Source organism: Amylibacter sp. IMCC11727 (assembly GCF_029854195.1).
In the GTDB taxonomy this organism is placed as follows: Bacteria; Pseudomonadota; Alphaproteobacteria; order Rhodobacterales; family Rhodobacteraceae; genus Amylibacter.
The window spans coordinates 3,314,614-3,340,699 of sequence record NZ_CP122960.1; the positions used below are offsets into that span (position 1 = coordinate 3,314,614).

Annotated in this window: 27 protein-coding genes and 1 riboswitch; of the genes, 15 read left to right on the top strand and 12 right to left on the bottom strand. The window is 56.2% G+C overall.

Annotated features, from left to right (window positions below):
* The 4 genes from ade to QBD29_RS16605 all read left to right on the top strand — a co-directional run bounded on the left by ade (position 1) and on the right by QBD29_RS16605 (position 4,917).
* Positions 1–1,803 (top strand): adenine deaminase, encoded by a 1,803-nt coding sequence (gene ade / locus QBD29_RS16590; RefSeq protein WP_280099192.1) that lies wholly within the window; start codon positions 1–3, stop codon positions 1,801–1,803.
* Between the two features lie 43 nt (positions 1,804–1,846).
* On the top strand, positions 1,847–3,334 hold the full coding sequence (locus QBD29_RS16595; RefSeq protein ID WP_280099193.1) for an AMP nucleosidase: 1,488 nt from the start codon (positions 1,847–1,849) through the stop codon (positions 3,332–3,334).
* A gap of 251 nt (positions 3,335–3,585) precedes the next feature.
* Positions 3,586–3,876 (top strand): HU family DNA-binding protein, encoded by a 291-nt coding sequence (locus QBD29_RS16600; protein ID WP_280099194.1) that lies wholly within the window; start codon positions 3,586–3,588, stop codon positions 3,874–3,876.
* Between the two features lie 99 nt (positions 3,877–3,975).
* On the top strand, positions 3,976–4,917 hold the full coding sequence (locus QBD29_RS16605) for an alpha/beta hydrolase (RefSeq protein WP_280099195.1): 942 nt from the start codon (positions 3,976–3,978) through the stop codon (positions 4,915–4,917).
* A gap of 128 nt (positions 4,918–5,045) precedes the next feature.
* Here QBD29_RS16605 and QBD29_RS16610 read toward each other — a convergent pair whose 3' ends face one another.
* The gene (locus QBD29_RS16610; RefSeq protein WP_280099196.1) at positions 5,046–5,837 is read right to left on the bottom strand and encodes an arginine deiminase family protein; all 792 of its coding nucleotides are present in this window, start codon (positions 5,835–5,837) and stop codon (positions 5,046–5,048) included.
* A 98-nt stretch (positions 5,838–5,935) separates the two neighbouring features.
* On the opposite strand from QBD29_RS16610, the gene QBD29_RS16615 reads away from it, so the two are divergent.
* The 3 genes from QBD29_RS16615 (at position 5,936) to QBD29_RS16625 (ending at position 8,161) form a co-directional block, all read left to right on the top strand.
* Positions 5,936–6,802, top strand: a complete 867-nt coding sequence (locus tag QBD29_RS16615) for a DMT family transporter (protein WP_280099197.1) — start codon at positions 5,936–5,938, stop codon at positions 6,800–6,802.
* Between the two features lie 183 nt (positions 6,803–6,985).
* On the top strand, positions 6,986–7,702 hold the full coding sequence (locus QBD29_RS16620) for a cytochrome c biogenesis CcdA family protein (RefSeq protein WP_347936008.1): 717 nt from the start codon (positions 6,986–6,988) through the stop codon (positions 7,700–7,702).
* Between the two features lie 12 nt (positions 7,703–7,714).
* A complete protein-coding gene (locus QBD29_RS16625; protein ID WP_280099198.1) occupies positions 7,715–8,161 on the top strand; it encodes a thioredoxin family protein in 447 nt (148 codons plus the stop codon).
* Positions 8,162–8,342: 181 nt separating this feature from the next.
* Here the strand turns inward: QBD29_RS16625 and aroC are convergent, their stop codons facing one another.
* From aroC to QBD29_RS16640, 3 genes are all read right to left on the bottom strand, one after another.
* Complete coding sequence (aroC, locus tag QBD29_RS16630) at positions 8,343–9,446, bottom strand: chorismate synthase (protein ID WP_280099199.1); 1,104 nt, start codon at positions 9,444–9,446, stop codon at positions 8,343–8,345.
* Positions 9,447–9,515: 69 nt separating this feature from the next.
* Positions 9,516–10,760, bottom strand: a complete 1,245-nt coding sequence (locus QBD29_RS16635) for a DUF2254 domain-containing protein (RefSeq protein WP_280099200.1) — start codon at positions 10,758–10,760, stop codon at positions 9,516–9,518.
* Positions 10,761–10,869: 109 nt separating this feature from the next.
* Complete coding sequence (locus QBD29_RS16640) at positions 10,870–11,721, bottom strand: hypothetical protein (protein ID WP_280099201.1); 852 nt, start codon at positions 11,719–11,721, stop codon at positions 10,870–10,872.
* Between the two features lie 190 nt (positions 11,722–11,911).
* Positions 11,912–12,016: riboswitch (TPP riboswitch) on the top strand.
* A 43-nt stretch (positions 12,017–12,059) separates the two neighbouring features.
* On the opposite strand from QBD29_RS16640, the gene thiB reads away from it, so the two are divergent.
* From thiB to QBD29_RS16655, 3 genes are read left to right on the top strand one after another with little or no spacing between them, the layout of a single operon-like run.
* Positions 12,060–13,058 (top strand): thiamine ABC transporter substrate binding subunit, encoded by a 999-nt coding sequence (gene thiB / locus QBD29_RS16645; protein ID WP_280099202.1) that lies wholly within the window; start codon positions 12,060–12,062, stop codon positions 13,056–13,058.
* Positions 13,059–13,112: 54 nt separating this feature from the next.
* Positions 13,113–14,687 carry a thiamine/thiamine pyrophosphate ABC transporter permease ThiP gene (locus QBD29_RS16650; protein WP_280099203.1) on the top strand — a complete coding sequence of 525 codons (1,575 nt, stop codon included), beginning with the start codon at positions 13,113–13,115 and terminating at the stop codon, positions 14,685–14,687.
* Positions 14,668–15,366, top strand: a complete 699-nt coding sequence (locus QBD29_RS16655) for an ATP-binding cassette domain-containing protein (RefSeq protein ID WP_280099204.1) — start codon at positions 14,668–14,670, stop codon at positions 15,364–15,366. Before QBD29_RS16650 ends, QBD29_RS16655 begins: the two co-directional genes overlap by 20 nt.
* 86 nt (positions 15,367–15,452) lie before the next feature.
* Here QBD29_RS16655 and QBD29_RS16660 read toward each other — a convergent pair whose 3' ends face one another.
* Positions 15,453–15,896: a tRNA (cytidine(34)-2'-O)-methyltransferase gene (locus QBD29_RS16660; RefSeq protein WP_280099205.1), complete on the bottom strand. Its 444-nt coding sequence runs from the start codon at positions 15,894–15,896 to the stop codon at positions 15,453–15,455.
* A 215-nt stretch (positions 15,897–16,111) separates the two neighbouring features.
* On the opposite strand from QBD29_RS16660, the gene petA reads away from it, so the two are divergent.
* The 4 genes from petA to QBD29_RS16680 all read left to right on the top strand — a co-directional run bounded on the left by petA (position 16,112) and on the right by QBD29_RS16680 (position 20,566).
* The gene (petA, locus tag QBD29_RS16665) at positions 16,112–16,708 is read left to right on the top strand and encodes a ubiquinol-cytochrome c reductase iron-sulfur subunit (protein WP_280099206.1); all 597 of its coding nucleotides are present in this window, start codon (positions 16,112–16,114) and stop codon (positions 16,706–16,708) included.
* Between the two features lie 12 nt (positions 16,709–16,720).
* Entirely contained in the window at positions 16,721–18,019 is a 1,299-nt protein-coding gene (locus tag QBD29_RS16670; protein WP_280099207.1) for a cytochrome b N-terminal domain-containing protein, read from the top strand.
* 20 nt (positions 18,020–18,039) lie between these two features.
* Complete coding sequence (locus QBD29_RS16675; RefSeq protein ID WP_280099208.1) at positions 18,040–18,834, top strand: cytochrome c1; 795 nt, start codon at positions 18,040–18,042, stop codon at positions 18,832–18,834.
* A gap of 205 nt (positions 18,835–19,039) precedes the next feature.
* Positions 19,040–20,566 (top strand): peroxidase family protein, encoded by a 1,527-nt coding sequence (locus QBD29_RS16680; protein ID WP_280099209.1) that lies wholly within the window; start codon positions 19,040–19,042, stop codon positions 20,564–20,566.
* A 58-nt stretch (positions 20,567–20,624) separates the two neighbouring features.
* On the opposite strand, the gene QBD29_RS16685 is transcribed toward QBD29_RS16680, so the two are convergent.
* Genes QBD29_RS16685 through QBD29_RS16705 form a run of 5 tightly spaced genes read right to left on the bottom strand, consistent with a single transcriptional unit; the run spans position 20,625 to position 23,314 of the window.
* Positions 20,625–21,227: a glutathione S-transferase family protein gene (locus QBD29_RS16685; RefSeq protein WP_280099210.1), complete on the bottom strand. Its 603-nt coding sequence runs from the start codon at positions 21,225–21,227 to the stop codon at positions 20,625–20,627.
* A gap of 40 nt (positions 21,228–21,267) precedes the next feature.
* On the bottom strand, positions 21,268–21,540 hold the full coding sequence (locus tag QBD29_RS16690) for a hypothetical protein (protein ID WP_280099211.1): 273 nt from the start codon (positions 21,538–21,540) through the stop codon (positions 21,268–21,270).
* 52 nt (positions 21,541–21,592) lie between these two features.
* Entirely contained in the window at positions 21,593–22,216 is a 624-nt protein-coding gene (locus QBD29_RS16695; protein ID WP_280099212.1) for an FMN-binding negative transcriptional regulator, read from the bottom strand.
* 9 nt (positions 22,217–22,225) lie between these two features.
* A complete protein-coding gene (locus QBD29_RS16700; RefSeq protein ID WP_280099213.1) occupies positions 22,226–22,636 on the bottom strand; it encodes a hypothetical protein in 411 nt (136 codons plus the stop codon).
* Between the two features lie 3 nt (positions 22,637–22,639).
* Entirely contained in the window at positions 22,640–23,314 is a 675-nt protein-coding gene (locus QBD29_RS16705) for a glutathione S-transferase (protein ID WP_347936013.1), read from the bottom strand.
* Positions 23,315–23,390: 76 nt separating this feature from the next.
* Between QBD29_RS16705 and QBD29_RS16710 the strand changes: the two genes are divergently transcribed.
* On the top strand, positions 23,391–23,804 hold the full coding sequence (locus tag QBD29_RS16710; protein WP_280099215.1) for a hypothetical protein: 414 nt from the start codon (positions 23,391–23,393) through the stop codon (positions 23,802–23,804).
* 74 nt (positions 23,805–23,878) lie between these two features.
* On the opposite strand, the gene mtaB is transcribed toward QBD29_RS16710, so the two are convergent.
* Positions 23,879–25,144: a tRNA (N(6)-L-threonylcarbamoyladenosine(37)-C(2))-methylthiotransferase MtaB gene (gene mtaB, locus QBD29_RS16715; RefSeq protein ID WP_280099216.1), complete on the bottom strand. Its 1,266-nt coding sequence runs from the start codon at positions 25,142–25,144 to the stop codon at positions 23,879–23,881.
* Positions 25,141–25,983, bottom strand: a complete 843-nt coding sequence (dapF, locus tag QBD29_RS16720; RefSeq protein ID WP_280099217.1) for a diaminopimelate epimerase — start codon at positions 25,981–25,983, stop codon at positions 25,141–25,143. Before dapF ends, mtaB begins: the two co-directional genes overlap by 4 nt.
* Between the last annotated feature and the right edge of the window lie 103 nt (positions 25,984–26,086).

Here is a 26,086-nt window from a genome sequence, read left to right on the forward strand (position 1 = left end):
ATGTACACAGACCTTCCCACATGGCCCGCTTCCGCATCCAAACTCGTCGCAACCGCTGCGGGGCGCGAACCTGCGGATCTGGTGATTAAAGGCGGCACTTGGGTCAACGTCCACACCCGCGAAACCCTTAAAAACTACGACATCGCCATCCGCGAAGGCCGCTTTGCCTATTGTGGCCCTGACGCGTCCCATTGCATTGGCGAGCACACCGAAATCATCTACGCCGATGGCCGTTACATCCTACCGGGTCTCTGCGATGGGCACATGCACATCGAATCTGGCATGCTCACCGTCTCCCGCTTTGCCCAAGCGGTGATCCCACACGGCACCACATCCATGTTCGTTGACCCGCACGAGGTTGCAAACGTCCTTGGCATGGCTGGCGTCAAACACATGCACGACGAAGCCCTCGCCCAACCCATCAACGTCTTCGTGCAAATGCCCTCCTGCGCCCCCTCCGCACCTGGCTTAGAAACCACAGGCGCAGAACTCGGCCCAGATGACGTGGCCGAGGCCATGACATGGCCCAATATCATCGGCCTTGGCGAAATGATGAACTTTCCAGGGGTCGTAAACGGCGATCCCAAAATGCTCGCCGAAATTGCCGCCACACAAATGGCGAATAAAACCGTTGGCGGCCACTATGCCTCCCCCGATCTTGGCCCCAACTTCCACGCCTATGCCGCAGGTGGCCCCGCCGACGATCACGAAGGCACCTGCGAAGCAGACGCTATCGCTCGTGTGCGCCAAGGCATGCGCTCTATGATGCGTCTCGGCTCCGCTTGGTACGATGTGGAAACGCAAATCACCGCCGTTACCGAAAAGGGCCTCGACCCGCGCAACTTTATCCTCTGCACAGACGACAGCCACTCTGGCACGCTTGTCAACGACGGCCACATGAACCGCGTTGTGCGCCACGCCATTGAATGCGGCTGCGATCCGCTCATTGCGCTACAAATGGCCACCATCAACACCGCCACCCACTTTGGCCTCGAACGGGAACTCGGTTCCATCACACCCGGTCGTCGTGCCGATGTGATCCTGTCCTCCGACCTCAAAACGCTCCCCATCGAACAGGTCATCGCGCGGGGCAAAACCATCGCCCTGAACGGCGAAAACACCGTAGATTCCACCGCCTACAACTGGCCCGCAAACACACGCGGCACGGTCAAACTCGGCAAAACCCTCACCGCCACGGATTTTGCCATCAACGCACCTGACGGCGCAAACACCGCCACCGCCCGTGTCATCGGCGTGGTCGAAAACCAAGCGCCAACCAAAGCTCTCACCGCCGAACTCGCCGTCACCGATGGCATCGTACAGGGTGACGAAACCAAAGACGTCTGCCAAATCGCCCTCGTCGAACGCCACCGCGCCACGGGGGATGTCACCAACGGCTTTGTCTCGGGCTTCAACTACACAGGCGACATGGCCATGGCCTCCACCGTGGCCCACGACAGTCACCACATGATCGTCGTCGGCACATCCCGCGAAAACATGGCCCTCGCCGCCAACCGCCTCGGCGAAGTCGGCGGCGGCATCTGCGTGTTCAAATATGGCAAGGAACGCGCCATGGTTGAACTCCCCATCGCAGGTCTTATGTCCGATCAACCCGCCCCCGATGTGGCCGCAGCCGCCGACCAAATGGTCGCCGCCATGGCCGATTGCGGCTGCACGCTCAACAACGCCTACATGCAACATTCCCTCCTTGCCCTCGTCGTGATCCCCGAACTGCGGATTTCAGACCTTGGCCTCGTGGATGTGACAAAATTCGAAATGACCCCACTTTTTGTGGACCCCTAAGCAAGCGCACGACCGCGCCAATCAAAAAAGAAAAGAGAACGACATGAACGACACTGACCCAATTTTCACAAACCTGATCGAACCACCCCTGCAAGCACCTCAATCCTTTACCAACGCCGCCGAAGCCGTTGACGCGATTGAGGCGCTCTACGCCCAAGCCACAGATTTTCTCTGCCAGCACTTCACCGACTACCACGCGGGCAAACCCCCCGAAGGCCACTACCGCGCCTGTTACCCGCAGCTGTCGATCACGACCTTCACCTACACCCAAGTGGACACACGCCTCGCCTTTGGTCATGTGGGGGAGCCAGGCACCTACACCACCACGCTGACCCGTCCGAAATTGTTTCGCAATTATCTGCTGCAACAGATCGAATTGCTGATCGAAAATCACCAAGTGCCCGTCACAATTTCCATCTCTGACGTGCCAATCCCTCTGCACTTCGCGCTCACCGATGAACTGCGCTTGGCAGAGGGCGAAAACCGTGCCGATGCCCGCCCTTTGCGCGATATCTTTGATGTGCCAGACCTAAAAACCACCAACGACGACATCGCCAATGGCGACGCAGAGCCCGATGCGGATGGCATCCGTCCTCTTGCCCCGTTCACCGCCCAGCGCATCGACTATTCCCTCGCGCGGCTGGCCCATTACACCGCCACCGATCCAGCCCATTTCCAGAACCACATTCTGTTCACCAACTATGGGTTCTACATGGATGAATTCGTCGATTTCGCCATGAACGCGCTCAAGGACCCCACCAGCGGCTACACCTCTTTCGTGGCCTCTGGCAATTGCATCGCAACCCCTGAAAATCCCGTTGTCACCGAAACAACCAAACAACCGCAAATGCCCACCTACCACCTGACCCGTGCAGATGGCGGCGGCATTACGCTTGTGAACATCGGCGTTGGCCCGTCCAACGCCAAAACCGCCACCGATCACATCGCCGTGCTGCGCCCCCACGCATGGCTGATGCTCGGTCACTGTGCAGGCCTGCGCAACTCGCAATCCTTGGGGGATTACGTCCTCGCCCACGCCTATGTGCGCGAAGACTCCGTGCTCGACGCCGACCTTCCTGTCTGGGTTCCCGTTCCCGCCCTCGCTGAAATCCAAATCGCACTGGAAAAGGCCGTGGCCGAGGTCACAAAACTCGAAGGCTTCGCCCTCAAAAAGGTCATGCGTACAGGCACAGTTGCCTCCGTCGATAACCGCAACTGGGAACTGCGCGAACACTCAGGCCCCGTGGCCCGCCTGTCCCAATCCCGCGCCATCGCACTCGATATGGAAAGCGCGACAATCGCCGCCAACGGCTTTCGCTTTCGCGTTCCCTACGGCACGCTGCTCTGTGTCTCTGACAAACCCTTGCACGGCGAATTGAAACTGCCTGGCATGGCGTCGGAATTCTATCGCACTCAAGTGGCCAGCCACCTGCAAATCGGCATCAAAGCCATGGAAACCTTGCGCGAAATGCCACTGGAACGCCTGCATTCCCGCAAATTGCGCAGCTTTGACGAAACCGCTTTCCTCTAAAATCAGGCGAAAATCGGTGCATTTACAACCCTACGTATAATCAGCGTCCCACCGCCTATGGTTTTGAAAATAGCGGCTGCACGGAAATAATTTGAACTTCAACCCCAAAAAACCCTTAATAATATGGTTTTTTCGGACTTTGAAGCGTTCAAATTCGTTGTGTTGCGCCACAATATCTTGTTAAATGCCCTAGGACACCCACCAAGGGGCCCAGAATGGGCACGTCAAAGAATACAACAAGGAGCAGTCACATGACTCAGAAACCAATGACAAAGACACAACTGGTTGCAGCACTCGCAGAAGCAACTGGCGCAGACAAGAAAACAGCAGACGCCAACTTGGCCGCTCTGACTGAAATCGTCACAAAAGAAGTTGCCGCTGGCGGTGCAGTAACACTTCCAGGTCTTGGCAAATTCGCTTGCCGCGCGCGTCCAGCACGCATGGTTCGCAACCCAGCCACAGGCGAGCAAATGCACAAAGACGCAGACCGCGTTGCAAAAGTGACAATCGCGAAAGCCCTGAAAGACGTTATCAACGCCTAATCGGTGCCGACCTCAAAAAATTAAGGCCGTCCCAAGGGGCGGCCTTTTTCGTTGGCACACGCCCCATGTTGGGGCATCCTCACTATAACGGAGGATCCCATGCCAGACGACGTACACCCCCAAATCCAAACGCTGCTTGATACGATGGTCGCCCTCAATCTGCCCGCCATTCAGTCCCTGTCCGTTCAAGACGCCCGCGCCATGTTCGAAGGCTTTGCCAACAGTCGCCGCGAAAGCTATCCGCCCCCACATGTGGCCGAAGTCATCAACACCACCACAGGGGCGGATTTCGGCGATATTCCTGTGCGCGTCTATCGCCCCAATTTGGACGCAACCGCACCTGCCATTGTCTATTTTCACGGTGGCGGTCACGTGATCGGCAGCCTTGACAGCTACGACACCGTGACCCGCTACATGGCAAACGCCACGGGGCACACGGTCATTTCCGTAGATTACCGCATGGCCCCCGAACACATTTTTCCCGCCGCTCCAATGGATTGCTTCACAGCCACGCAATGGGTCGCCCAAAACGCCAAAGCCTTGCAAATCGACGCCACCAAAATTTCTGTTTGCGGGGACAGCGCTGGGGGCAACCTCGCAGCGGTTGTCGCTCTCATGGCCCGCGACGCAAATTTGCCCATTGCGGCCCAAATCCTCATCTATCCCGTGGTGGATTATCGCGGTGGTACGCCCTCTTATGATCGTTACGCCACAGGCTACGGTGGGCTCGAAGCAGAAACCGTCACATGGTTCATGGACCACTACATCCCCGACCCTGCAAAACGCGATGATTGGCGAGCGTCCCCGATCCAAGCCGCCTCTCTTTCGGGGCTGCCGCCAACCCTGATCATCACGGCCGAATGTGATGTGCTGCACGACGAAGGGGCCACCTATGCTGCTGCCCTACGGGATGCAGGAAACACGGTCACTTACCAAGATTACGCAGGCATGATTCACGGCTTTTTCAATTATCTCGGCCTCGCCGATGACACCGAAAAAGCACACCAAGCGGTCGCCGACTTCCTCACGCACCACGTCTAGGGTCTGTTGACGGTCATACCGTCACCCCAGCGCGAGACAGATTGTGCCGCTGAACCTCTGAAACGAGCGCCGCGATGTGATCATCGGAAGCGAATTTCCGAGGAATCAGAGGCAAAATCAGTGGTGTATCAGGATGGCGAAAACCGCAACGACATGCAGGACAAACCACCATCCACCTTGGCCGCTTCGGTGTTGCCGATCTCTTTGACGTTAAACCCAGCCTCTTCAACCCGCTTGCGCGTTTTTGGGAAACCCGCGGGCATCAACACCAGATCGTTGTATCGAATGGAATTGGCACAAGCCCCCTCACCCTCTGCCGTATGAATAACGTCATATCCGTCAAAACACCCAGACGCATCCAACAGCGGCGTGGACAGAATCGTATTGCCATCAAGCAACGAACAATCCGTTTTGAAATGCAACACACCTGGGGGTGTTTGCACCACACGAACGGAATACCCAAACGGTGCGACTATCTCGGCCAACTCATCCACTCCCAGCTGCGTTGTGCGATCAGACAAGCCAACCAAAATCTCGCGCTCACTGACCAGAATATCGCCCCCTTCGATGAACCCTGGCCCCGTGATTTGCGCCACATTGGAATACAGCGACTCCAAGGTTGGTTTCATCGCCGCCGCTTCGCCCAATCGGCTCGGCGCGCCAGGCCGCATGACAATGGCCAGTTCCTGCAAACACAGTGCCGCGTCTTCTACGAACACAGAATCCGGGAATTCATCCAGCGCAGGCAAAACCGTCACCTCCGCCCCGGTAGAACGCAGCGCAGCCACGTAATCCGCATGATGCCCCATGAATGTGTCGTAATCAGGCGCCCCCACATCCACTGCGCGCAAACCATCAACAATGGATTTGCTCGGGCTGCGTGAAATAGCATGGGTAAAATGCGTAGATTTCTGCGACATGGGAACTCCTCTTCTTTAGAAAACTCCTACCGCATCCCTTTCCATTCCACAATTCATCTGTCACCCATGTCACACGCCACGTTCAAGGACAGACCAACATGGATATTCGCGCCATTTTCATGGGCCTCACCTTCGCTCTTATCTGGTCCTCCGCCTTTACCTCGGCCCGCATCATCGTGCTCCAAGCACCACCGCTAACAATCTCGTCCCTGCGCTTTGCGGTGGCAGGGATCATTGCAATCACCATCGCCTATCTGCTTGGCCAACGCATCCGGCTGGACCGAAAAAACTGGCGCGCCGTGATTGTCTTTGGCATCTGCCAAAACGCGCTCTATCTGGGGCTGTTTTTCATGGCCATGACGCGAATCGAAGCGTCCCTCGCCTCCATCATCGCCTCTGCCATGCCGCTTATCGTTGGCCTCGCATCCGCCCTGTTCTTGGGCGAACGGCTCGGCACACTCGGTTGGATCGGCCTCATCGCAGGCTTTGCTGGTGTCGCGCTTATCATGGGCGCGCGTCTGTCGGATGGGATCGACGTTATCGGCATTGTCCTGTGTATTGTGGGGGTCACCGCACTGGCTGTTGCGGCGCTCACTGTCAGGGCCACATCATCCAAAGGCAACGTCTTGATGGTGGTGGGCATACAAATGCTGGTGGGCAGCATCGCTTTGCTGATCCCCGCACTGCTGTTCGAAACCCCCAGCTTCACATGGACAGGCAGCCTGTTCGCCGCCTTTTCCTATACGGTCCTGATGCCTGGAATTGTCGCCACCATCATCTGGTTTTTGCTGGTCGAACGCATCGGCGCCACCCGCGCCTCCACCTTCCACTTCCTCAATCCGTTTTTTGGCGTGGCCATCGCTGCAGTGATCCTTGGCGAACAGCTCACCCGCACTGATATCATCGGCGTGGTGATCGTCATGGCTGGCATCTTTGCGGTGCAGATCTCGCGCCAAAAAGGTTAATTTTTGCGCCGACTTGCCGCCCTACCCACCCGACTGAACGCACCAAACCCTTAACGCCAGAACAGCCAACCCCTTGCTCCACACCCCTTTCGCCCTCCAAATTCATTAACCCACCTAAATCCTTAACACACTTGTGATCGCACACAGGCTGACAGCGCCGCTTTGTTCTGCCAAACCGCCTGCATGATCGAACTGTTTTTTGCATATATCGCAGGCCTGCTAACGCTGATTAACCCCTGCGTCTTGCCAATCTTGCCCATCGTTCTGGCCTCCGCGGCCAGCACCGACAGGCGTGGCCCGTTGTTCCTCGCCGCAGGCATGGGCATTTCCTTCGTTGCGCTTGGTCTCTTCGTCGCCACACTCGGCCACACCATTGGCCTTGATGAAACCCGCCTTGGCACCATCGGCGCGGTCCTGATGATCACATTCGGCTTGATCCTTGTTACCCCCCCGCTCGCTGCACGGTTTGAAACCGCCACCGCGGGGTTCGCGGCGCGCGCCGACACAGGCATGTCAGGCCTGCCCACCTCTGGCCCTGCGCCTCAGCTGTTTGGCGGCGTGCTGCTTGGCGCGGTCTGGTCCCCGTGCATCGGCCCTACCCTTGGCGGCGCCATCGCTTTGGCCTCCCAAGGCGAAAGCCTCCTGCGCGTGACAGGCATCATGTCCGCCTTCGCATTTGGCGTTGCAACGATCATTCTCGCACTAGCCTACGGCACCCGTGAAGCTATCAAAACGCGCCAAGATTCTTTGCGTAAAATAGCCTCAAAATCCAAACCCATCCTCGGCGTTGTCTTCATCGCTGTGGGCATCATGATCCTAACGAAATTCCACCACACACTGGAATATTACGCACTCCAGATCATGCCCGAATGGATGCAAATCCTCTCTGTCACTTACTAAAGGACCCCACCCATGCTTCGCAGAACCTTTCTCACCGTGCTGGCTGCAACAGTTGCACTCCCTGTCTTTGCAGACGAAGTAAAAACCCTCGATTACACCCCTGGCTTGATAAAGGAACGTCTCGCAGCGGGCGAAACGCTCCTCGTGGATTACACGACAGATTGGTGTACCACCTGCGCGGCGCAAAAACGCCAAATCGGTGCGCTTATCGGGGAAAACCCAGCCTACGGCGAAAACATCACCTTCATCCGCGTAGACTTCGACGAATACCGCCGCCACGCCGTGTCAACCGATCGCAAAATCCCGCGTCGCTCCACCCTGATCGTCCTCAAAGGCGAAGACGAACTCGGCCGCATCGTCGCCAACCCCAGCAAAACCGCCATCCAAGAGCTGATGGACACGGCCCTTGCTGCAGCAACTCCAAAAGAGCCAACAACCCCCACAGCCAGCGACACTTGAAACACCAAAGGCTCAGGATGATCCCCACCCTGAGCCTTTTTCTTGGCCTAAATATCCAAATTCCACCGCCTCAGAGAGCGCTAACCTACCCAATACTACCCTGATTTTCACCAACTTGCCCAACCAGTCGGCTTTGCCCAAAGGGCAAAACGAGCTGGCAACGATTATAGCAGGATCGAACCTACCCAATCTTCCCTTGGCTCTCACCAATTTGCCCACGATGCAGCAACACGTGATCCAATATCACACAGGCCATCATCGCTTCACCCACAGGCACAGCGCGAATACCCACACAGGGATCATGCCGCCCTTTGGTGATGATCTCCGCCGCTTGCCCCGATTTCGTAATCGTCTGGCGCGGCTTCAAAATGCTCGACGTGGGCTTCACCGCAAACCGACAAACCAAATCCTGCCCCGTGGAAATCCCCCCCAGCACACCACCCGCATGGTTCGAAGAATAAACAGGCTGCCCATCATTCCCCATGAAAATCTCATCCGCATTGTCTTCGCCCGTCAATGCGGCGGCCCCCATACCCGCGCCAATCTCAACACCCTTCACCGCGTTGATCGACATCATCGCGGTGGCGATATCCGTATCAATCTTGCCATACACAGGCGCCCCCAAACCCGCAGGTGCGCCCTTGGCCACAACCTCAATCACCGCCCCAACCGAATTGCCCGACTTGCGCAAGTCATCCAGATACGCCGCCCAATCCTCTGCCGCCTTAGCGTCAGGCGTCCAAAACGGGTTCTGCGCAATCTGGTCCCAGTCCCAAGCATCGCGATCAATCTGGTGCGGCCCCATCTGAACCATGCACCCAACGATTTCCAAATTCGGAACCAGCGCTTTCAAAACTTCCCGCGCCACACCACCTGCCGCAACCCGCGCAGCCGTTTCCCGCGCCGATGATCGTCCGCCCCCGCGGTAATCGCGAATGCCGTATTTCTGCCAATAGGTGATATCCGCATGGCCTGGACGGAACTTCTCCATGATTTCAGAATAATCTTTGCTGCGTTGATCCGTGTTGCGGATCATCAACTGGATTGGCGTTCCCGTGGTTACACCTTCAAACACGCCTGATAGGATTTCCACCTCATCGGCTTCACGCCGCTGCGTGGTGTATTTATTCTGCCCGGGTTTGCGCAAATCCAACCAATGCTGGATCATCGACGCTTCCAGTGGCACGCCAGGGGGGCACCCATCCACCGTCGCACCGAGCGCAGGCCCATGGCTCTCGCCCCAAGTGGTCACAGTAAATAATCGGCCAAAGCTGTTCACAGACATCAGAATTCTCCTTGCCCGCAGGGTGATAGGTCAAACGCGAGCCTTCGAAAACCCTCTTTTGCCGCCTGCCTACACTTCAATGCGCTTCAGATGCTCTTTTTCGGTCTGCAACGGCAACGCGCCCTCGGCGTAATCCAGTGCCAGTTGCGCAGATTTTCGGGCCGCTTTGGCACAGTCCGCATCCTCAACCCGTGCCAACCCTTGCAAGGCTTTGCGCAATTTGATCGCCACCTCAATCTGCCCTGCTCCATCGCGGGCCATCGCTGCAAACGCCGCTTCAAACAAGGCATCTTCTTCAGGCACATTTAAAAAAACCTGTGCAAACGCCACCGCGTCTGGCTTTTTCGCATTGGCATAGGCCCACAGCAATTCTTCCAATCCTGCAATGGTCTCAATCGCCGTGCCCGCGTCATTCACCCCCGGCGACAGGGCCTTACTGGCAATCTCAGACATCACATGCAGTCCAAAAATCGGGTCTTGCTCGAAACTGCGCCGATCTCCGATGATAAATTTCCGCGCCAGTTGGTCTATCGCCTCGTCTGACACCTCCCCCGACACATAGGCCAGCGGCTGCCCCTTCAGCACATGTTTTCCGGGTCTGCGCATCACGTAAACAGCGCCTGAACTGTCCAAACAATCCTGCAACCCGCCCACATCCAGCAATTGCACATATCCAGACTCGCGCGCTGGAACGGCTTGCACCACACTGGGTATAATTGTGTCAGACGTCATCGGCACCGCCCCAAATGCAGGCCGCCGCGCAAACCGTTGCAATCCGCGATCCGTGATCTTCACAACTTCGCGCAGACTGTCATCAAGGCTGCCAAGCGTGCTCAGATGCTCAATCCACCGCAGGATCGCAACAATCACCAGCACCACCACACCCACTGTGACTCCCATCACCACAATGGCGGCACTGTCGCGGTACACACCCGCCTGAAACAACACAATGGACGCAAGCGCAAAAACAAAAGCCCCGACAAACGTGGCCAAAACCGCCTGTGTTGTGGTGTCTTCCAGCAACAACCGATGCACCCGCGGCGTGGCGGCCGTCGCTGCGGCCCGATGGGCGCTGACCATAACATTTAGGGAAAACGTGGACACCGCCAACATAGATGACGCAAGGATCGTCAACACGGGCATTACTGCGCTCGGTTTAATGATCCCGCCCAGTGTTTCGGTCAAATAGATATCCGCAATGGAACCCAAACCTGCCGCAATCAAAGACGCCAGCGCATAAAACGTGACCCGCAACCACAGCTTTCGATAAAACCGCTGAAAGAGAAGCAGTGGCATTTCCAGAAAATATCTCAATCTACCACTTTCGTATCAGCCGTGGGGCACATCCCAATACGGCTGATACTGTCAAAATTTCCAAGCACTGCCAACCCAAAGCCTCGGCTTTGGGTCTCAGGTCCTGATCCTAACCAAGGATCGTGGACACAAGGATAAGCCCCACACAAGACACGCCAATGCCGGCGGCAATCCCCATCGCTGTCGTATCCAAACGCGCCAAGATGCCCGCAGATGCTGCCGGTGATGACTGCATCATCGGCTCATATTCATCTTCATACTGCGCCAATTCATCTGCCGCCTTCGAACGGGCCAGAACAGACTCGCGGCGTGGCGTAGCATATACCTCTTCATCTTGTGCCGCGTCGTCATATGGGGCCACGGCTGCTTCGTCGGCGTCCGCCATATCCTTGGATTTTTGGAAACGAGATGTGATCTTGGATGCAATCCCTGTGACCGCTGACACTTTGGGTGGTTTTTGCTCATCCCCCTCTGACGCAACGGCGTCATCCGCATCAACCTCCTCGGTCTCTGTTTTTTTCAAACGCCCGCCAATTTGGGCAAAAGCCTGCATCACACCGCCCAACTTGGACGTGCCCACATCTTCCATGCCCACAACCGCATCCCGTGCAACCGAGCTGGGTGGCGTTTCGGGCATTTGACGCGATGCCGCAATCTGATCGGGCTCTAACACCCGCGCCCGTCGTGTCGGTCGCGCTGGTCTTGGCTCTTCTTCCATTCCATCCAGAACCCGCCGCTCTGGGCGCACAGGGCGCGCGGCTGGTTTTGGTGAATCCGCATCCATTTCCGCATCTTCAATGGGTTGATCCAGCACCAACGGCTTCAAAACACGCCGCTGCGCCGCAGGTCGGGCTGTGCGCACAGGCCGTGTTGGCCGTTCAATAGCTGGTGTAATTGTTTCGCTTCCTGCCCCAGCAGGTTCCATCTCTTGCCCTAAATCCACAGCACTCACCTCACTCATACATTACACATTTGTTGGCGAAGGATTATCCAAACAATTAGACCTAAATTTGTCGCCAATTTGATTTAACTGTGCCTCACGCCCTACGCCCGTGCCTCATTTCAATCCTTCTTTTGTCCAAAAATATCCCGGGGTCTGGGGCAGCGCCCCAGCAGCCGCCTTGTCTTTTTGCACCGTCCCAGCTAAGTTTGACCGTACCTCGGGGGGGCCGTCCATGCGGCCTGAGATACGCTTTGCGTGACCCGTCGAACCTGAACCGGATCATACCGGCGGAGGGAAGGTCTGGAAAACATATCCAACACCTGCCACCCGTCTGTAGCAACATAGGATATGTGATCATGAAAAACCTCATCCTCGCTGCGGGCCTGTCTGCAATCGCCACATTGGCTGGCGCACAGGACAAACCCGTTCTCACCGTTTACACCTACGACAGCTTTGTGTCCGATTGGGGCCCTGGCCCTGCCGTTGAAAAAGCATTCGAAGCCACCTGCGCCTGCGATCTGCAACTTGTGGCCGCTGGGGACGGCGCATCTTTGTTGTCTCGCGTCCAACTGGAAGGCGCGCGCACAGAGGCCGACATCATCTTGGGCATCGACACAAACCTGACCGCCCGTGCCAAAGCATCAGGCCTGTTTGCACCGCTCTCTAAAATGCCATCCGCCCTTGATGTACCTGTGGACTGGACAGACGACACATTCGCGCCATTCGATTGGGGCTATTTCGCCTTTGTTTATGACAACACCAAACTGAAAAACGTGCCTGGCAGCTTTCAGGACCTGATCGAAGCCGACGAAAACCTGAAAATCGTGATTCAGGATCCACGCTCCTCAACACCGGGCCTTGGCCTTTTGATGTGGGTAAAAACCGCCTATCCCGAAAAAGCAGATGAAATCTGGGCCGCCCTGTCGCCGCGCATTTTGACCGTGACCAAAGGCTGGTCCGAAGCCTACGGCATGTTCCTTGAGGGCGAAGCAGACATGGTTCTGTCGTACACCACATCACCCGCCTATCACCTGATCGCCGAAGAAGATAACACCAAATCCGCTGCGTCTTTCTCCGAAGGGCATTACATGCAAATCGAAGTGGCTGGAAAACTGAAATCCACAGACCAGCCCGAACTCGCTGATGCCTTTATTGATTTCATGACCTCAGACGGCTTTCAGTCCATCATCCCCACAACAAACTGGATGTATCCTGCGAAATTCCCACAGGACGGGCTGCCAAAAGGGTTCGAAACCCTCATCACACCTGTGGACAGCCTGATCGTGTCTGACACAGACGCCGAAAAAATCCGCGACGAAGCCCTCGCGGAATGGCTCACAGCGCTCAGCCGCTAACCCAAACGCCCCGGCCTCCGCGCCGGGGCCTCACAGCTCCGTAAAGCAGGCACCATGCCAAACCTCAGCGCCACAACCCCTTTCAAACTGATTACAGGCGGCGCGGCGCTGATCCTTTTATTGATTCTGACGATTGGAACGGTAATCGCCGTTGGCACCGCCACCACATTCAATCAGGGCCTGAACCCATCCGATTGGGCCGCGATCCGCTTTACCCTGATCCAAGCACTCACCTCGGCGGCCCTGTCCGTCATCATCGCCGTACCCACGGCACGCGCCTTGGCACGCCGCCAATTTCGCGGTCGCCACATCATGGTGTCCCTGCTCGGCGCCCCTTTTATCCTGCCCGCCATTGTTGCGGTCCTCGGTATCGTATCCATCTGGGGCCGCTCAGGCCTGATTTCTGACGGCCTCACCGCACTTGGGGCGCAGCCTCTGAACATCTATGGCTTCACAGGTGTCGTGCTGGCCCATGTATTTTTCAACCTCCCCCTTGCCACGCGTCTGATCCTTCAGGGCTGGCTCGCCATCCCGTCCGAACATTTCCGCCTCGCCGCACAGCTTGGCTTTTCAACATCCGACGTAAACCGCCAGCTCGAACGCCCCATGCTGCGCAGCACCATCCCTGGCGCGTTCCTTCTGATCTTCCTCCTGTGCATCACCAGCTTTGCCGTGGCTCTCGCCCTTGGGGGCGGCCCCAAAGCCACAACAGTCGAACTCGCCATCTACCAGGCCCTGCGCTTTGACTTTGACCTCTCCAAAGCGGCCATTCTCGCAATGATCCAGTTTTACCTCTGCATCGTCACGGCCCTTGTCACCCTGCGCTTTGCCCGCCCCACCGATTTTGCACTGGGCCTTGATCTACCGCCAAAACGCTGGGACGGAACCGAACGCGGCGCGCGCATCTTTGACACCACACTCCTTTTCGCTGTGGCGTTCTTTCTGTTTGCCCCGCTGATCTCGGTTATCCTGCGCGGCCTGCCACCGCTCCTGTCACTTCCGACCCAAGTTTGGCCAGCCCTGCTCAACTCGGTATCCATCGCAATCCCCGCCGCGCTGATCGCCACACTGCTGGCCACCGCCCTCGCGGCGCTCATCACATCCCTGTCCAAACGCACCGCAACCTTTGTGGAATCCATCGGCTTTCTCGCGCTCGCCGCCTCGCCGTTTGTGATCGGCACAGGCTTGTTTATCCTCATCAACCCCTACTTCGATCCCTTCAAACTCGCCCTGCCCGTCACCGTCGCCGTCAACGCCACTATGTCTCTGCCGTTTGCGCTGCGCATTATCCTGCCCGCCCTCAACCGTGCCGAACAAAACTATGGCCGTCTCGGCGCATCGCTTGGCATGACAGGATTCACTCTCTTTCGCCTTGCCATCTGGCCCCGCATCAAACGCAGCCTCGGCTTTGCCACAGGATTGGCGGCGGCGCTGTCCATGGGCGACCTTGGCGTCATCGCCCTGTTTGCCCCACCCGATTTTGCCACGTTGCCTTTGACCATGTATCGCCTTATGGCCGCCTATCAGATGGACGCAGCCGCAGGCACAGCCTTGGTGCTGGTGGCCACATCCCTTGCACTGTTCTGGGCTTTTGATCGCGGAGGTCGCATTGACCATCACATTCGATAACATCACGCTAACCCAAGGGGATTTCACCCTGACGGCAGACCTGTCCATCGAAGAAGGGCATAAAATCGCGTTGCTCGGCCCATCGGGCGGCGGGAAATCCACGCTGCTGTCCGCCCTTGCAGGGTTCAAACAGCCCGATCAAGGCCGCATCCTCTGGAACGGCACGGACATCACGAACGCCCACCCTGCAAAACGACCCATCACGCTGTTGTTCCAAGATCACAACCTGTTCCCGCACCTGACCGTGGCGCAAAACATCGGGCTCGGTATCCGCCCCAACCTGCGCCTGTCCGATCAAGAACATCAAATCGTCGCCGACGCGCTCACCCGTGTTGGGCTCAAGGGCCAAGGCCCCAAACGCCCCGCGCAACTATCAGGGGGCCAACAACAGCGTGTCGCCATCGCCCGCGCCCTTTTGCGCGACAAACCGATCCTCGCCCTCGACGAACCCTTCGCCGCCCTTGGCCCTGCGTTGAAACACGAAATGCTCGATCTGGTGGCCGAAATCGTAGACACCGCGAACGCGACCCTCATCATGGTCACGCACCAACCCGAAGACGCGGCTTGGATCACCGACCAAACAGTCCTCGTGGCCGAAGGAACGGCCCACCCGCCGCAAGATACAAAAGACTTGCTGGCAAATCCGCCAGAGGTGTTAAAAGCGTATCTGGGAACCTAATGCGCGTCAGCGCCATGCCCGATCCCATCGCGCTGGCAGCTGTTTGCTTGTAAACTGCGAGAAGCGTTCGCATGGCGCTAACGCGCCTACCCCCGCACTTGCCGCAGCGCCTCGCTGACCGCCATCCCCGCGCTCATCGCCACATTCAAACTGCGCGCGGCCCCGAACATCGGCAGCTTCACGCGCCCGTCGCAGAAATCATGTACCTCTTGGGGTACCCCTGCGCTTTCACGGCCCATCAGGATCGTATCCCCCGCCTGAAACTGAAAATCCCACAAAACATCTTCGGCCCGCGTGGTCATCAAAATCACCCGCCCTTGCCGTGGCGCCGCCACAAACGCCTCCCAACTGTCATGGCGCGAAATATCCGCAATATCCGCATAATCCATCGCCGATCGCTTCAACGCTTTGATCGACAACGGAAAGCCACAGGGCTCTATGATATCCAGCGGCACGTCAAAACAGGCCGAAAGACGAATCATCGCCCCCACATTCAGCGCGATATCGGGTTGGTAAGCTGCCAGTCTCATATGTTCTCTCTCTGTGCGCAGTCTGAATGGTGCAAACAACCTTACACCGCCATTCAAAAAGACACACTATGGCCCATTAGTCGCAGTCTGCGGCCAAAAGCCCGCTAGACGGGGCTCACGCGGATGTGTAGAACGCGGCTGACCGCTCGGATTCCGCCCAGCGGACCCAGTTAGAATGCCCACGCCAAAGTTGGGCAAGGCAAGGAGAAAAGCACGTGTCTCATGCTGATGAACCCGCAGGCAACCGCCGCGATTTCTTGTATGTTGCAACCGCAGCAACAGGCGCCATCGTAACAGGCGCCGCGGTATGGCCTTTGGTCAACCAAATGAACCCATCCGCCGACGTTCAGGCGCTCGCGTCTATCGAAGTGGACGTGGACGGCATCGAGCCTGGCTCTCAGATCACGGTAAAATGGCGCGGTAAGCCTGTTTTCATCCGCCGCCGCTCTGCTGCTGAAATCGAAGAAGCCCGCGCGGTTGCGCTGGCTGAATTGCCTGACCAGAACTCTGAAAACGTGAACAAGCCAGACACAGACGCGCTCGACGTCAACCGTTCTGTTGATCACTTCAAAGATGCCGACGGCAACGCACCAGAAAACGCTGTCGAAGGCGAATGGCTGGTGATGATGGGCGTTTGTACGCACCTTGGGTGTGTGCCTTTGGGTGATGCAGGTGATTTCGGCGGCTGGTTCTGCCCATGTCACGGCTCACACTACGACACGGCTGGCCGTATCCGTAAGGGTCCAGCGCCAACCAACCTTCCCGTTCCTCAGGCTGCTTTCATCAGCCCGACAATCATTAAACTCGGTTAAGGAGACTAGATCATGGCTGGAATTCCACACGATCACTACGAGCCGAGCTCGAAACCCGAAAAATGGCTGCATAGCCGCCTGCCCATCGTTGGCTTGCTCTATGACACGCTGATGATCCCAACGCCAAAGAACCTGAACTGGATGTGGATCTGGGGCATCGTTCTGACCTTCTGTCTGGCGCTGCAAATCATCACTGGCATCGTTTTGGTGATGCACTACACACCGCACGTTGACATGGCGTTCGACAGCATCGAACACATCATGCGTGACGTAAACGGCGGCTGGGCCATCCGTTACATGCACATGAACGGCGCGTCCCTGTTCTTTATCGCTGTATATGCCCACATGTTCCGTGGCCTTTACTACGGCTCATACAAAGCACCGCGCGAAATCACATGGATCATCGGTATGTTGATCTATCTCGCGATGATGGCCACTGGCTTCTTGGGCTACGTTTTGCCTTGGGGTCAAATGTCCTTCTGGGGCGCAACGGTTATCACAGGCCTGTTTGGCGCGATCCCGGGCATTGGTGAATCTCTGCAAACATGGCTCCTTGGTGGGCCAGCGGTGGATAACGCCACACTGAACCGCTTCTTCTCGCTGCACTACCTGCTGCCATTTGTGATTGCGGGTCTGGTTATCGTCCACATCTGGGCGTTCCACACCACTGGCAACAACAACCCAACTGGGGTTGAAGTGCGCCGCACATCCAAAGCAGACGCCGAGAAAGACACCGTTCCGTTCTGGCCATACTACGTGATCAAAGACCTGTTTGCCCTCGTGGTAATCCTGATGATCTTTATGGCGGTTGTCGGCTTTATGCCAAACTATCTGGGCCACCCAGACAACTACATCGAAGCAAACGCTTTGGCGACACCTGCACACATTGTGCCTGAATGGTACTACTTGCCATTCTACGCAATCCTGCGTGCGATCACCTTCGACGTGCTGTTCTTGGATGCGAAATTCCTTGGCGTGTTGGCCATGTTCGGCTCCATCGCAGTGATGGCCCTTGCCCCTTGGACAGACACATCGTCCGTACGTTCAGGCAAGTATCGCCCAACGTTCAAATGGTGGTTCTGGCTGCTGGTATTCGACTTCTTCGTTCTGATGTGGGCAGGGTCCCAACCAGCCGAAGGTTTGGTTCCAACGATCTCCTTGATCGGCGCAATCTACTGGTTCGCGTACTTCTTGGTCATCCTGCCACTGCTGGGTGTTCTTGAAAAACCACTGCCAGTTCCAGAAACAATCGAAGCTGATTTCGATGCTCACTATCCACCAAAAGACGCATCCGCGTCTGCGGCAGAATAATTGAGCTGAGGAGAGATAAGATGAAAAAGACACTCCTTTCCCTCGCCGTAGCTTTCGGCCTCAGCATGAGCGGTTCCGCCGCTCTTGCCGCAGGTGGCGAAGCAGCCGAGATTGAAAACATCCCGTTTTCTTTTGATGGCCCATTCGGCAAGTTCGACCAGAACCAGCTGCAACGCGGCCTTCAGGTGTACACCGAAGTTTGCGCAGCCTGTCACGGCCTGCGTCAGGTGGCTTTCCGCAACCTCGCGGATCACGGCGGCCCACACTACTCTGCGGACCAAGTGAAAGCCTACGCTGCAGAAAACTTCGAAGTGTATGACGAAGAACTCGACGAAGATCGCGCCGCGAAACCATCCGACAAATTCCCAGGCAGCAACATCGAAAACGCGCCTGACTTGTCCATGATGGCCAAAGCACGCGCTGGCTTCCACGGTCCTGCGGGTCTTGGTATCAACCAATTGCTCTACGGCATGGGTGGTCCAGAATACATCGTTGCGATTTTGACAGGCTACACTGGCGAAACAAAAACGCAGGCTGGCGTCACGCTTTATGAAAACAAAGCATTCCCAGGCGGCTGGATCGCAATGGCTCCCCCAATCGAAGACGGCATTGTCGAATTCGCGGATGGCCACTCCAACGACACACAGCACGCCTCAGAAGACGTTGCCGCATTCCTTATGTGGACAGCCGAGCCAAAATTGATGGCCCGCAAACAACTGGGCATGGTTTCCGTAATCATGCTGGGCCTCTTGGCCGTTCTGTTGTGGCTGACAAACAAGAAACTCTGGGCCCCGATCAAACGCAAAGACCACTGATCAGGCACACAGCTTAAACACAAAGGGCGGGGATATTTTCCCCGCCCTTTTTCTTTGGGTTTTTCTAAACAAGCAAATATTGGCTGAATTTTCTGACTCCACCGATACAATTTGTTTCGCCTTTGGGTTGTGTTATCCTTTCCTAACGGATCGATTCCGTAAAATTAATTTTTGAATAAATAACTTTTTATTAGGAGATAGACCCATGGCTCATGGCTCAACCCATTTTGACGTCCTCGCTCCCCGCTCAAAACTCTACAAAGGTCCGTTCGGGCGATTGTGTCCCAATCTGCCTGCGTGGAATCACGGGAAAAGCGACGATGACCTCGACGCTTACCTGAAGGACATTGCTGAAAACCTCATGGTCGAACGTCCAGGCCTGACCCCCAAAGAAATCGCCGCCGATAAAGATTTGGTTCGCGAATTGGAAGCGGAGTTCGATTCAAACATCCCCGCTGGCTACACCTACTTTGGTCAATTTGTGGACCATGACATTACCTTTGATCCAGCATCCTCTCTGATGCGGCAAAACGATCCGAATGGTTTAGTAAACTTCCGCACCCCCCGTCTGGACCTCGATAACGTTTACGGCGCAGGTCCTGATGATCAACCCTACCTCTACAACAAAGAGGACAAAGCCCTGATGGCTGTGGACCTCATTGGCGACAACGCACACCATCCCGATCTTCCACGCTATTGCGGAACGGCCCTCATCGGCGACATGCGCAACGACGAAAACAGCATGGTCAGCCAACTGCAACTTGCCTTCCTCTTGGCGCACAATGCACTGGTGGAACGGGCCCGTGAACAGTTCAATGGCATCGAAACCAAAGACGTATTTGAAATGGCCCGCAGAACACTGCGCTGGCTCTATCAGCATATCGTCTGGAACGATTTCATGCCTCGCATCACAATCAACGAAGTACGCGACAGCGCCCTATTTTTGGAGCCCACCAAAGATGGCCGCCAAATCTGGAAACTCGGCCTCAAAGACATTTACAACTGGAAACACCACCCCTTTATGCCAGTGGAGTTTTCCGTTGCGGCCTATCGGTTTGGCCACTCCATGGTGCGCAACTCTTACCAAACCAATGCAGCCGTGCGCGGGTTCGAAGAATTTGCACCCATTTTTCAGATGGGCAAAGCGAAAGATACGGATGATCTGCGCGGGTTCCGCACCATGCAAACCAAAAACATGATCCAGTGGGATTGGTTCTTGGACATGGGCAACGGTCATCCCACCTTTCCACAAATGGCGCGGAAAATTGACACGAAACTCGCAAACGCTTTGGCCGCCTTGCCAGACGAAAACGATCCCCTCAACATCCTTGCCTTCCGCAATCTCAAACGAAGCGTCACCTTTGACCTGCCATCAGGCACGGACGTTGCACGCAAATGGTGCATCAACAACAAGTTCACATTGGACGAAAACGAACCAGACGCGCTGTGGTATTACATCCTGCGCGAAGCACAATCCGTGGGCGGAAACGGGCTGGGTCGCGTCGGCTCATTGATTGTCTGCGCCACCTTTGCAGGTCTGTTGAAAGGCGACCCATGCTCTTGGATCAACATGGACCCATGTTGGAACCCCTCCAAAGAACCACTACTTCGGGACGGAGAAGACAATCAGGACGATCCAAATTGGGCCCTGTCATCTATCATTCGTATCGCTGGAATCGATCCAGCGGGCATTGGCACAATCGAACCGATCAAAATGCCAAGGTGCGATTGATCAAAACAAAAGGGGCGCAAAGAACAGCGCCCCTTTTAACATGCTTTGTGGCACACCCCTACAAATTTGCAGGCACGGTATTCACCATACTCTCACGCTTTGAAAATTCCGCCTGCCATGCCGCCAACGCTGGCCGCCCATCGCGCCAGCCGCGCCCATCGTGGCGGAAATCCAGATACTCCAGCGCAACACCCACAGCAATCTGCGCCGCATCCAAGGGCCCTGCCAAATGGCTCATCCACCGCTCTTCAATCGCATCCAACGCGCGGGCCACTTTTGACCATTGCGCCTCGACCATGTCTGCAAACTGTTTCTCCTCTGGCCGTGTGCGGCTCTCGTAAACCATCAACACCGCCGCATCCATGATCCCATCCGCCGTCGCCTCCAGCGTCAGCACTTCCCAAATCCGCGCTTCTGGGTACAGATCACCCTCCCCCTGCGCCGACAAATACCGCGTGATCACGCGACTGTCGTAAAGCGCTGGCCCATCAGGCCGTTCCAACGCTGGGATTTTCCCCAACGGATTTTGCTCAAGGGGCATATTGTCGGTCAGCAACGGCGTCCCCGCCCGTGTCACCAACTCCAGCTCAATGCCCACCTCTGCCGCACAGACAAGACATTTGCGCACAAACGGGCTCGCAGGATTCCAATGTAATTTCATGATTTTGTCCTTTTGATATGCCCGAGCGGGCACACCCGCGTCAGACCTTACGCCACCGCATCCGCCCCACGGCAGACAGGTCAATTTCAACACCAGGCCCATCGACCCCGAACCGCACAATCCGTTTCCACCGCACGGCACCATTCAGTTGGCTGTTGTCGTCAACCTTGCGCACAGAAATACCCTCGTCAACCGTATCAAGCGTGTCTTCCACGGCTTGGATCACGGGGCTGATATGGATTTTTCGCACAATGGCAACCGCGCTGGTCACGGCACTGGCTGCAACAACAATCGGCACAACAGGTAACGGCATTGAGGTCCTCCTCCCCTAAACATAGGGATAAATGGGCCAAATTTCTAGGGACTCAGCAAGGCGGCTCTTTCATCAATGCCGCCAAGTCACCGATTTCCATCCCAATTCCATCCGCCGCCACACCGGCCGCGCCGCCCAATCGCGCCGCGTCTTCCTTGTTCTGGCCCAGCTTCCACGTGCCATCAATGCCCGTCACATCCATCGCAATGGGCGCAATCATCCGCATCATTTTCGCGGCCACACCGTCGCTCATCTTATCCATGGTCCAAATCGGCTTGGGCAACAACCGCGCCTCCATGGCCGATGACAACCGCTCCAGTACCCCATGCAAATCCTCTTGCGGCAAAGCCCGCAACATCCCACGCAAATGCACCGCCACATAGTTCCACGTAGGCACCTGATCCGCCACACCGTACCAATCAGGCGAGATATAGCTGTCCGCCCCGCTCACCGCGATCACGGCATCGAGCGGTCCCTCCTGCAAAGCGCGTAAAATCGGATTGGATCGCACCAAATGCGCTTCCAAGCTGCGACCATCTTCGGACAGTTGAAACGGAATATGGCTCATCAACGGCCCCGCCTCGGCATTCACCGCCAAAACCCCAAACGCACGCTGCCGCGCAAAATCTATGTTCCGCCGCGCCTCTGCTTTTCGAAATGTGGGATTGGGATGCACAACCGCCTCCTAAAACAACGACAGAAGAAAGGCCAAAACAGCCATACCAATCAGCACCAATCCTGGCCGCCACGGCGTGGCGATCCGGGTGTGTTTTTCCAACTGCTGTGCTGCCAACATGGCAGGAAGTCCGCTTAACAAAACCGCAACAAGCACCACACATTTGGCCCAGAACACATCATTCCAAACTCCAAAATACGTCACCAACGCAATCACCACGGCCTGCGCATAAAACCCCGCACCCACCACAACGTTCAACGCGCGAAACACCCCTTTATGCGCCTCGCTAATCTCGGCATAGGCGGCCTTTAGAATCTCTTCATGGTAATCCACCGGCGCAGGGCCGCGCAGATACTTCCCACCCAACAGCGCCAGCAAAACCGCTGTCAAAAAATTCAAAATCACTGCTGCCAACAACATGGCTTACACCTCCGCTGGAAATACCGTGACGGCATCGCCTTCTTCCCATTTGGGATATTTTGTCATGATCGACGCAAACCGATCGCTGTCAACAAACCGATCCAACCAGTCACGCAAACGCACCCAGCCTTGCGCATTGAACCACGCCCGATCCGTATTCGCAAACTGGCGCACAAACGGCGCAATTCCAATATCCGCAAACCCGATTTTGTCGCCAAACAGATAATCCTGATCGGCCAACATCCCATCCAATTCGCGCAAATACACCGACGCCAATGTGCGTTCTTCTTCAGGGTCTACATCTTCGTATCGCACCGCATATTTGAACCGATCCAAATGTCCTTTGAACTCGGTCTCGCACCGCTCCACCAAATCCCGCGCAGCTTGACCAGCATACAGCAACCCCTCAGGGTCCGAGTGCGCCAGCGCCCAATCCATCACTTCGATGCTTTCTTCAACCACGCCATCTGCCACCAAAACAGGCACAGTTCCTTTTGGTGACGCTTCCAAAAACGCCGCCGCTTTGTCGCGCAACACAATCTCGCGCAGCTCCACCTCTATCCCAGCAGACGCCACCGCCAGGCGTGCCCGCATTGCATAAGGGCATCGCCGAAAAGAATACAAAATGGGCCGCACGCAAACGCCTCCTTGCGTTTCAATGTTCTTCAAATACCTCATCCCACGTCGCTACCAAAAGCCTCTCTTGCCCAATGGTCAACCCCGACTACGTCTATCCCATAAAACGGAGCATAAAATGACGTTTGTCGAAGCAATGGGCGCACAGCCCACTTGGGTTCAAATCTGGCTCAACTGGATGCTGATCAGCGTCTTTATCCTGCCGCTTGCTTTGTTCATTTGGCGCGAAACACGGCTCACGGCCTTGATCATAGTGCTGACCCACACGCTCAATGGGCTCACCGTCATCTACCTGTTCAACATGCTGGGGTATGTGAAACTGCTCGGCTTGCCTCATCTTATCTTTTGGGGGCCGCTCTTGTGGTATCTGCTGCGGTTCATGCGCCGTGAAACGATCTCCCTTTGGGCAACCCGTATTCTCTGGCTGCTGATCGCCACACTCGCCATATCGCTCGCATTCGATTTGACGGATACGATTCGATACCTGCTTGGCAACACCACACCCTTTCCAGGGACCGCACCGGTAACTTAATTTTTGGTTAAAAGTTAACGGCAAAAAGTCTGGGCTAAAGCGGGTACGTTTCTGGGTGGTTTGCTTTTATTTTTTCAGCCAACACGTAAATTGGTTAACGTGCGCCCAGAAATCACCGCTGGCACGATCTGCCCCACGGGTTGATCCGTTTCAAACTGAACCTCGGTAAACCCTTCGGTGCGCCCCATCCGCGGGTTTTCCATCAGGATCGAATGGGCCTTCCCAACTTGCGCTTCAAGGTGCGTTTCCACCTGTTTTGCCCCCACTTCGCGCAACCGTTTTGCCCGCTCTTTGATGACCGACCGATCTAACAACGGCATTCGCGCCGCTGGCGTGCCTTCGCGCGGTGAAAACGGGAAAACATGCAGCCATGTCAATCCGCATTCCTCCACTAATTTCAGCGAGTTAGCGAACATTTCCTCAGTCTCCGTCGGGAACCCCGCAATGATATCCGCACCGTACACAATGTCCGGCCGCGCCTTGCGCATATCCTCACAAAACGCGATGGCATCGTCACGCAAATGGCGGCGTTTCATGCGTTTCAGGATCATGTTGTCGCCGGCTTGCAAAGACAAATGCAAATGCGGCATCAGCCTTTTTTCACTGGCAATGGCATCCACCAAGGCAGGATCCGCTTCTACGGAATCAATCGAAGAAATCCGCAAACGTGGCAGGTCAGGAACCAGCTTCAAAATCCGCTGCACCAAATCCCCAAGCGGCGGCGTCCCAGGCAGGTCATCCCCCCAAGACGTGATGTCCACACCCGTCAGCACGACCTCGTTGTAACCCTTTGCAACCAAACGTTTTATCTGATCCACGACCACGCCTGCCGGCACGCTTCGCGAATTGCCACGTCCGTATGGAATGATGCAAAACGTACAGCGGTGATCGCATCCATTTTGCACCTGAACATAGGCACGGCTGCGCGTTCCAAACCCATCAATCAAATGCCCCGCGGTTTGTTCCACCGACATAATGTCATCAACCAGAACGCCTTCGGTCTGCCCAATAAAATCAGGGCCCTTGCCCAGCTTGTTCCACGTCTCCGCATCCATTTTTTCGGTGTTGCCCATCACCAAATCAACTTCATCCATCGCGGCATAGGTTTCAGGCTCTGTTTGCGCGGCACAGCCCGTCACAATGATCTGCGCATCTGGGTTTTCGCGGCGCAATTTGCGGATGCTTTGGCGCGATTGGCGCACCGCTTCTGCGGTCACGGCACAGGTGTTCACCACTACAGCATTTTCCAGCCCAGAGGCCGCGGTCAGCTCTTTCATGGCTTCGGTTTCATAAGTGTTCAACCGACAGCCAAACGTGGCAAAAACAGGGGGTTTTGTCATTTAACCGTGTCCAGAAACGCGGGCGACAGCACGCCCGAAAACACCAATTGCGTTGTGCCTGTCATCCAAACACCATCGTCGCGCCAATCAATTTCCAGCGGTCCGCCATCCAACTGGATCGTGACTTTTCGCTCGGTCAGCCCTTTACGATGCGCCACAACCGCCGCCGCACAGGCACCCGATCCACAGGCCAGCGTAATCATGCCGCCACGTTCCCAAACCCGCATGCGAATGCTCTCTCGGTCCAGCACTTGGATAAACTCAACGTTCGTGCGCTCTGGAAACAAATCATGATGCTCAAAAATCGGCCCCAGCTTTGGCAAATCAACCGCCATCACGTCATCAACGACGAACACGCAATGCGGGTTCCCCATGCCTGCCGCTCCAGGGGCGCCTTCAATCGGCAGCGCGTTCAGGTCCACATCCCGCGCCAGCGGCACATCACGCCAATCCAGCTGCGGTTGGCCCATATTGACGCTCAACAGATCGCCATCAATGTCCCGTACAGGCAAAATTCCACGTTCCGTACGCAACGTTACCGATTCTTTACCTGTTTCGGATATCAACAAACGGCCGATACAACGGGACGCATTTCCACAGGCGCCCGCCGTGGACCCATCAGAATTCCAAAATGCAACATCCACATCGGCCGCATCACTGGTGGACAAAACCGCCAACTGATCGAATCCCACACCGAAATAGCGGTGTCCAATGGCCTGCGCCATCTCCGCTGTAACGGGGTTTTCTGCTGTACGTGCGTCAATGATAACAAAATCATTACCCAACCCGTGCATCTTCAGAAATGGCAGCCCATTTTCTATAGAATCCATTGCATTCATGGCGCTGATATAGCCCTTTCACCACGATCATTCCAGACACGTCGAAATTTGCCCGATTCTTTGCAAGAATCAGGGTTGACCCAATGCAGCAGCCAGCCTAATA

What these genes read in the sequence shown, in the direction of transcription:
- ade (WP_280099192.1), top strand. Translation starts at nt 1, where the DNA reads ATGTACACAGACCTTCCCACATGGCCCGCTTCCGCATCCAAACTCGTC.
- QBD29_RS16595 (WP_280099193.1), top strand. Translation starts at nt 1,847, where the DNA reads ATGAACGACACTGACCCAATTTTCACAAACCTGATCGAACCACCCCTG.
- QBD29_RS16600 (WP_280099194.1), top strand. Translation starts at nt 3,586, where the DNA reads ATGACTCAGAAACCAATGACAAAGACACAACTGGTTGCAGCACTCGCA.
- QBD29_RS16605 (WP_280099195.1), top strand. Translation starts at nt 3,976, where the DNA reads ATGCCAGACGACGTACACCCCCAAATCCAAACGCTGCTTGATACGATG.
- QBD29_RS16610 (WP_280099196.1), bottom strand. Translation starts at nt 5,837, where the DNA reads ATGTCGCAGAAATCTACGCATTTTACCCATGCTATTTCACGCAGCCCG.
- QBD29_RS16615 (WP_280099197.1), top strand. Translation starts at nt 5,936, where the DNA reads ATGGATATTCGCGCCATTTTCATGGGCCTCACCTTCGCTCTTATCTGG.
- QBD29_RS16620 (WP_347936008.1), top strand. Translation starts at nt 6,986, where the DNA reads ATGATCGAACTGTTTTTTGCATATATCGCAGGCCTGCTAACGCTGATT.
- QBD29_RS16625 (WP_280099198.1), top strand. Translation starts at nt 7,715, where the DNA reads ATGCTTCGCAGAACCTTTCTCACCGTGCTGGCTGCAACAGTTGCACTC.
- aroC (WP_280099199.1), bottom strand. Translation starts at nt 9,446, where the DNA reads ATGTCTGTGAACAGCTTTGGCCGATTATTTACTGTGACCACTTGGGGC.
- QBD29_RS16640 (WP_280099201.1), bottom strand. Translation starts at nt 11,721, where the DNA reads ATGAGTGAGGTGAGTGCTGTGGATTTAGGGCAAGAGATGGAACCTGCT.
- thiB (WP_280099202.1), top strand. Translation starts at nt 12,060, where the DNA reads ATGAAAAACCTCATCCTCGCTGCGGGCCTGTCTGCAATCGCCACATTG.
- QBD29_RS16650 (WP_280099203.1), top strand. Translation starts at nt 13,113, where the DNA reads ATGCCAAACCTCAGCGCCACAACCCCTTTCAAACTGATTACAGGCGGC.
- QBD29_RS16660 (WP_280099205.1), bottom strand. Translation starts at nt 15,896, where the DNA reads ATGAGACTGGCAGCTTACCAACCCGATATCGCGCTGAATGTGGGGGCG.
- QBD29_RS16670 (WP_280099207.1), top strand. Translation starts at nt 16,721, where the DNA reads ATGGCTGGAATTCCACACGATCACTACGAGCCGAGCTCGAAACCCGAA.
- QBD29_RS16675 (WP_280099208.1), top strand. Translation starts at nt 18,040, where the DNA reads ATGAAAAAGACACTCCTTTCCCTCGCCGTAGCTTTCGGCCTCAGCATG.
- QBD29_RS16680 (WP_280099209.1), top strand. Translation starts at nt 19,040, where the DNA reads ATGGCTCATGGCTCAACCCATTTTGACGTCCTCGCTCCCCGCTCAAAA.
- QBD29_RS16685 (WP_280099210.1), bottom strand. Translation starts at nt 21,227, where the DNA reads ATGAAATTACATTGGAATCCTGCGAGCCCGTTTGTGCGCAAATGTCTT.
- QBD29_RS16690 (WP_280099211.1), bottom strand. Translation starts at nt 21,540, where the DNA reads ATGCCGTTACCTGTTGTGCCGATTGTTGTTGCAGCCAGTGCCGTGACC.
- QBD29_RS16700 (WP_280099213.1), bottom strand. Translation starts at nt 22,636, where the DNA reads ATGTTGTTGGCAGCAGTGATTTTGAATTTTTTGACAGCGGTTTTGCTG.
- QBD29_RS16705 (WP_347936013.1), bottom strand. Translation starts at nt 23,314, where the DNA reads ATGAGGTATTTGAAGAACATTGAAACGCAAGGAGGCGTTTGCGTGCGG.
- QBD29_RS16710 (WP_280099215.1), top strand. Translation starts at nt 23,391, where the DNA reads ATGACGTTTGTCGAAGCAATGGGCGCACAGCCCACTTGGGTTCAAATC.
- mtaB (WP_280099216.1), bottom strand. Translation starts at nt 25,144, where the DNA reads ATGACAAAACCCCCTGTTTTTGCCACGTTTGGCTGTCGGTTGAACACT.
- dapF (WP_280099217.1), bottom strand. Translation starts at nt 25,983, where the DNA reads ATGAATGCAATGGATTCTATAGAAAATGGGCTGCCATTTCTGAAGATG.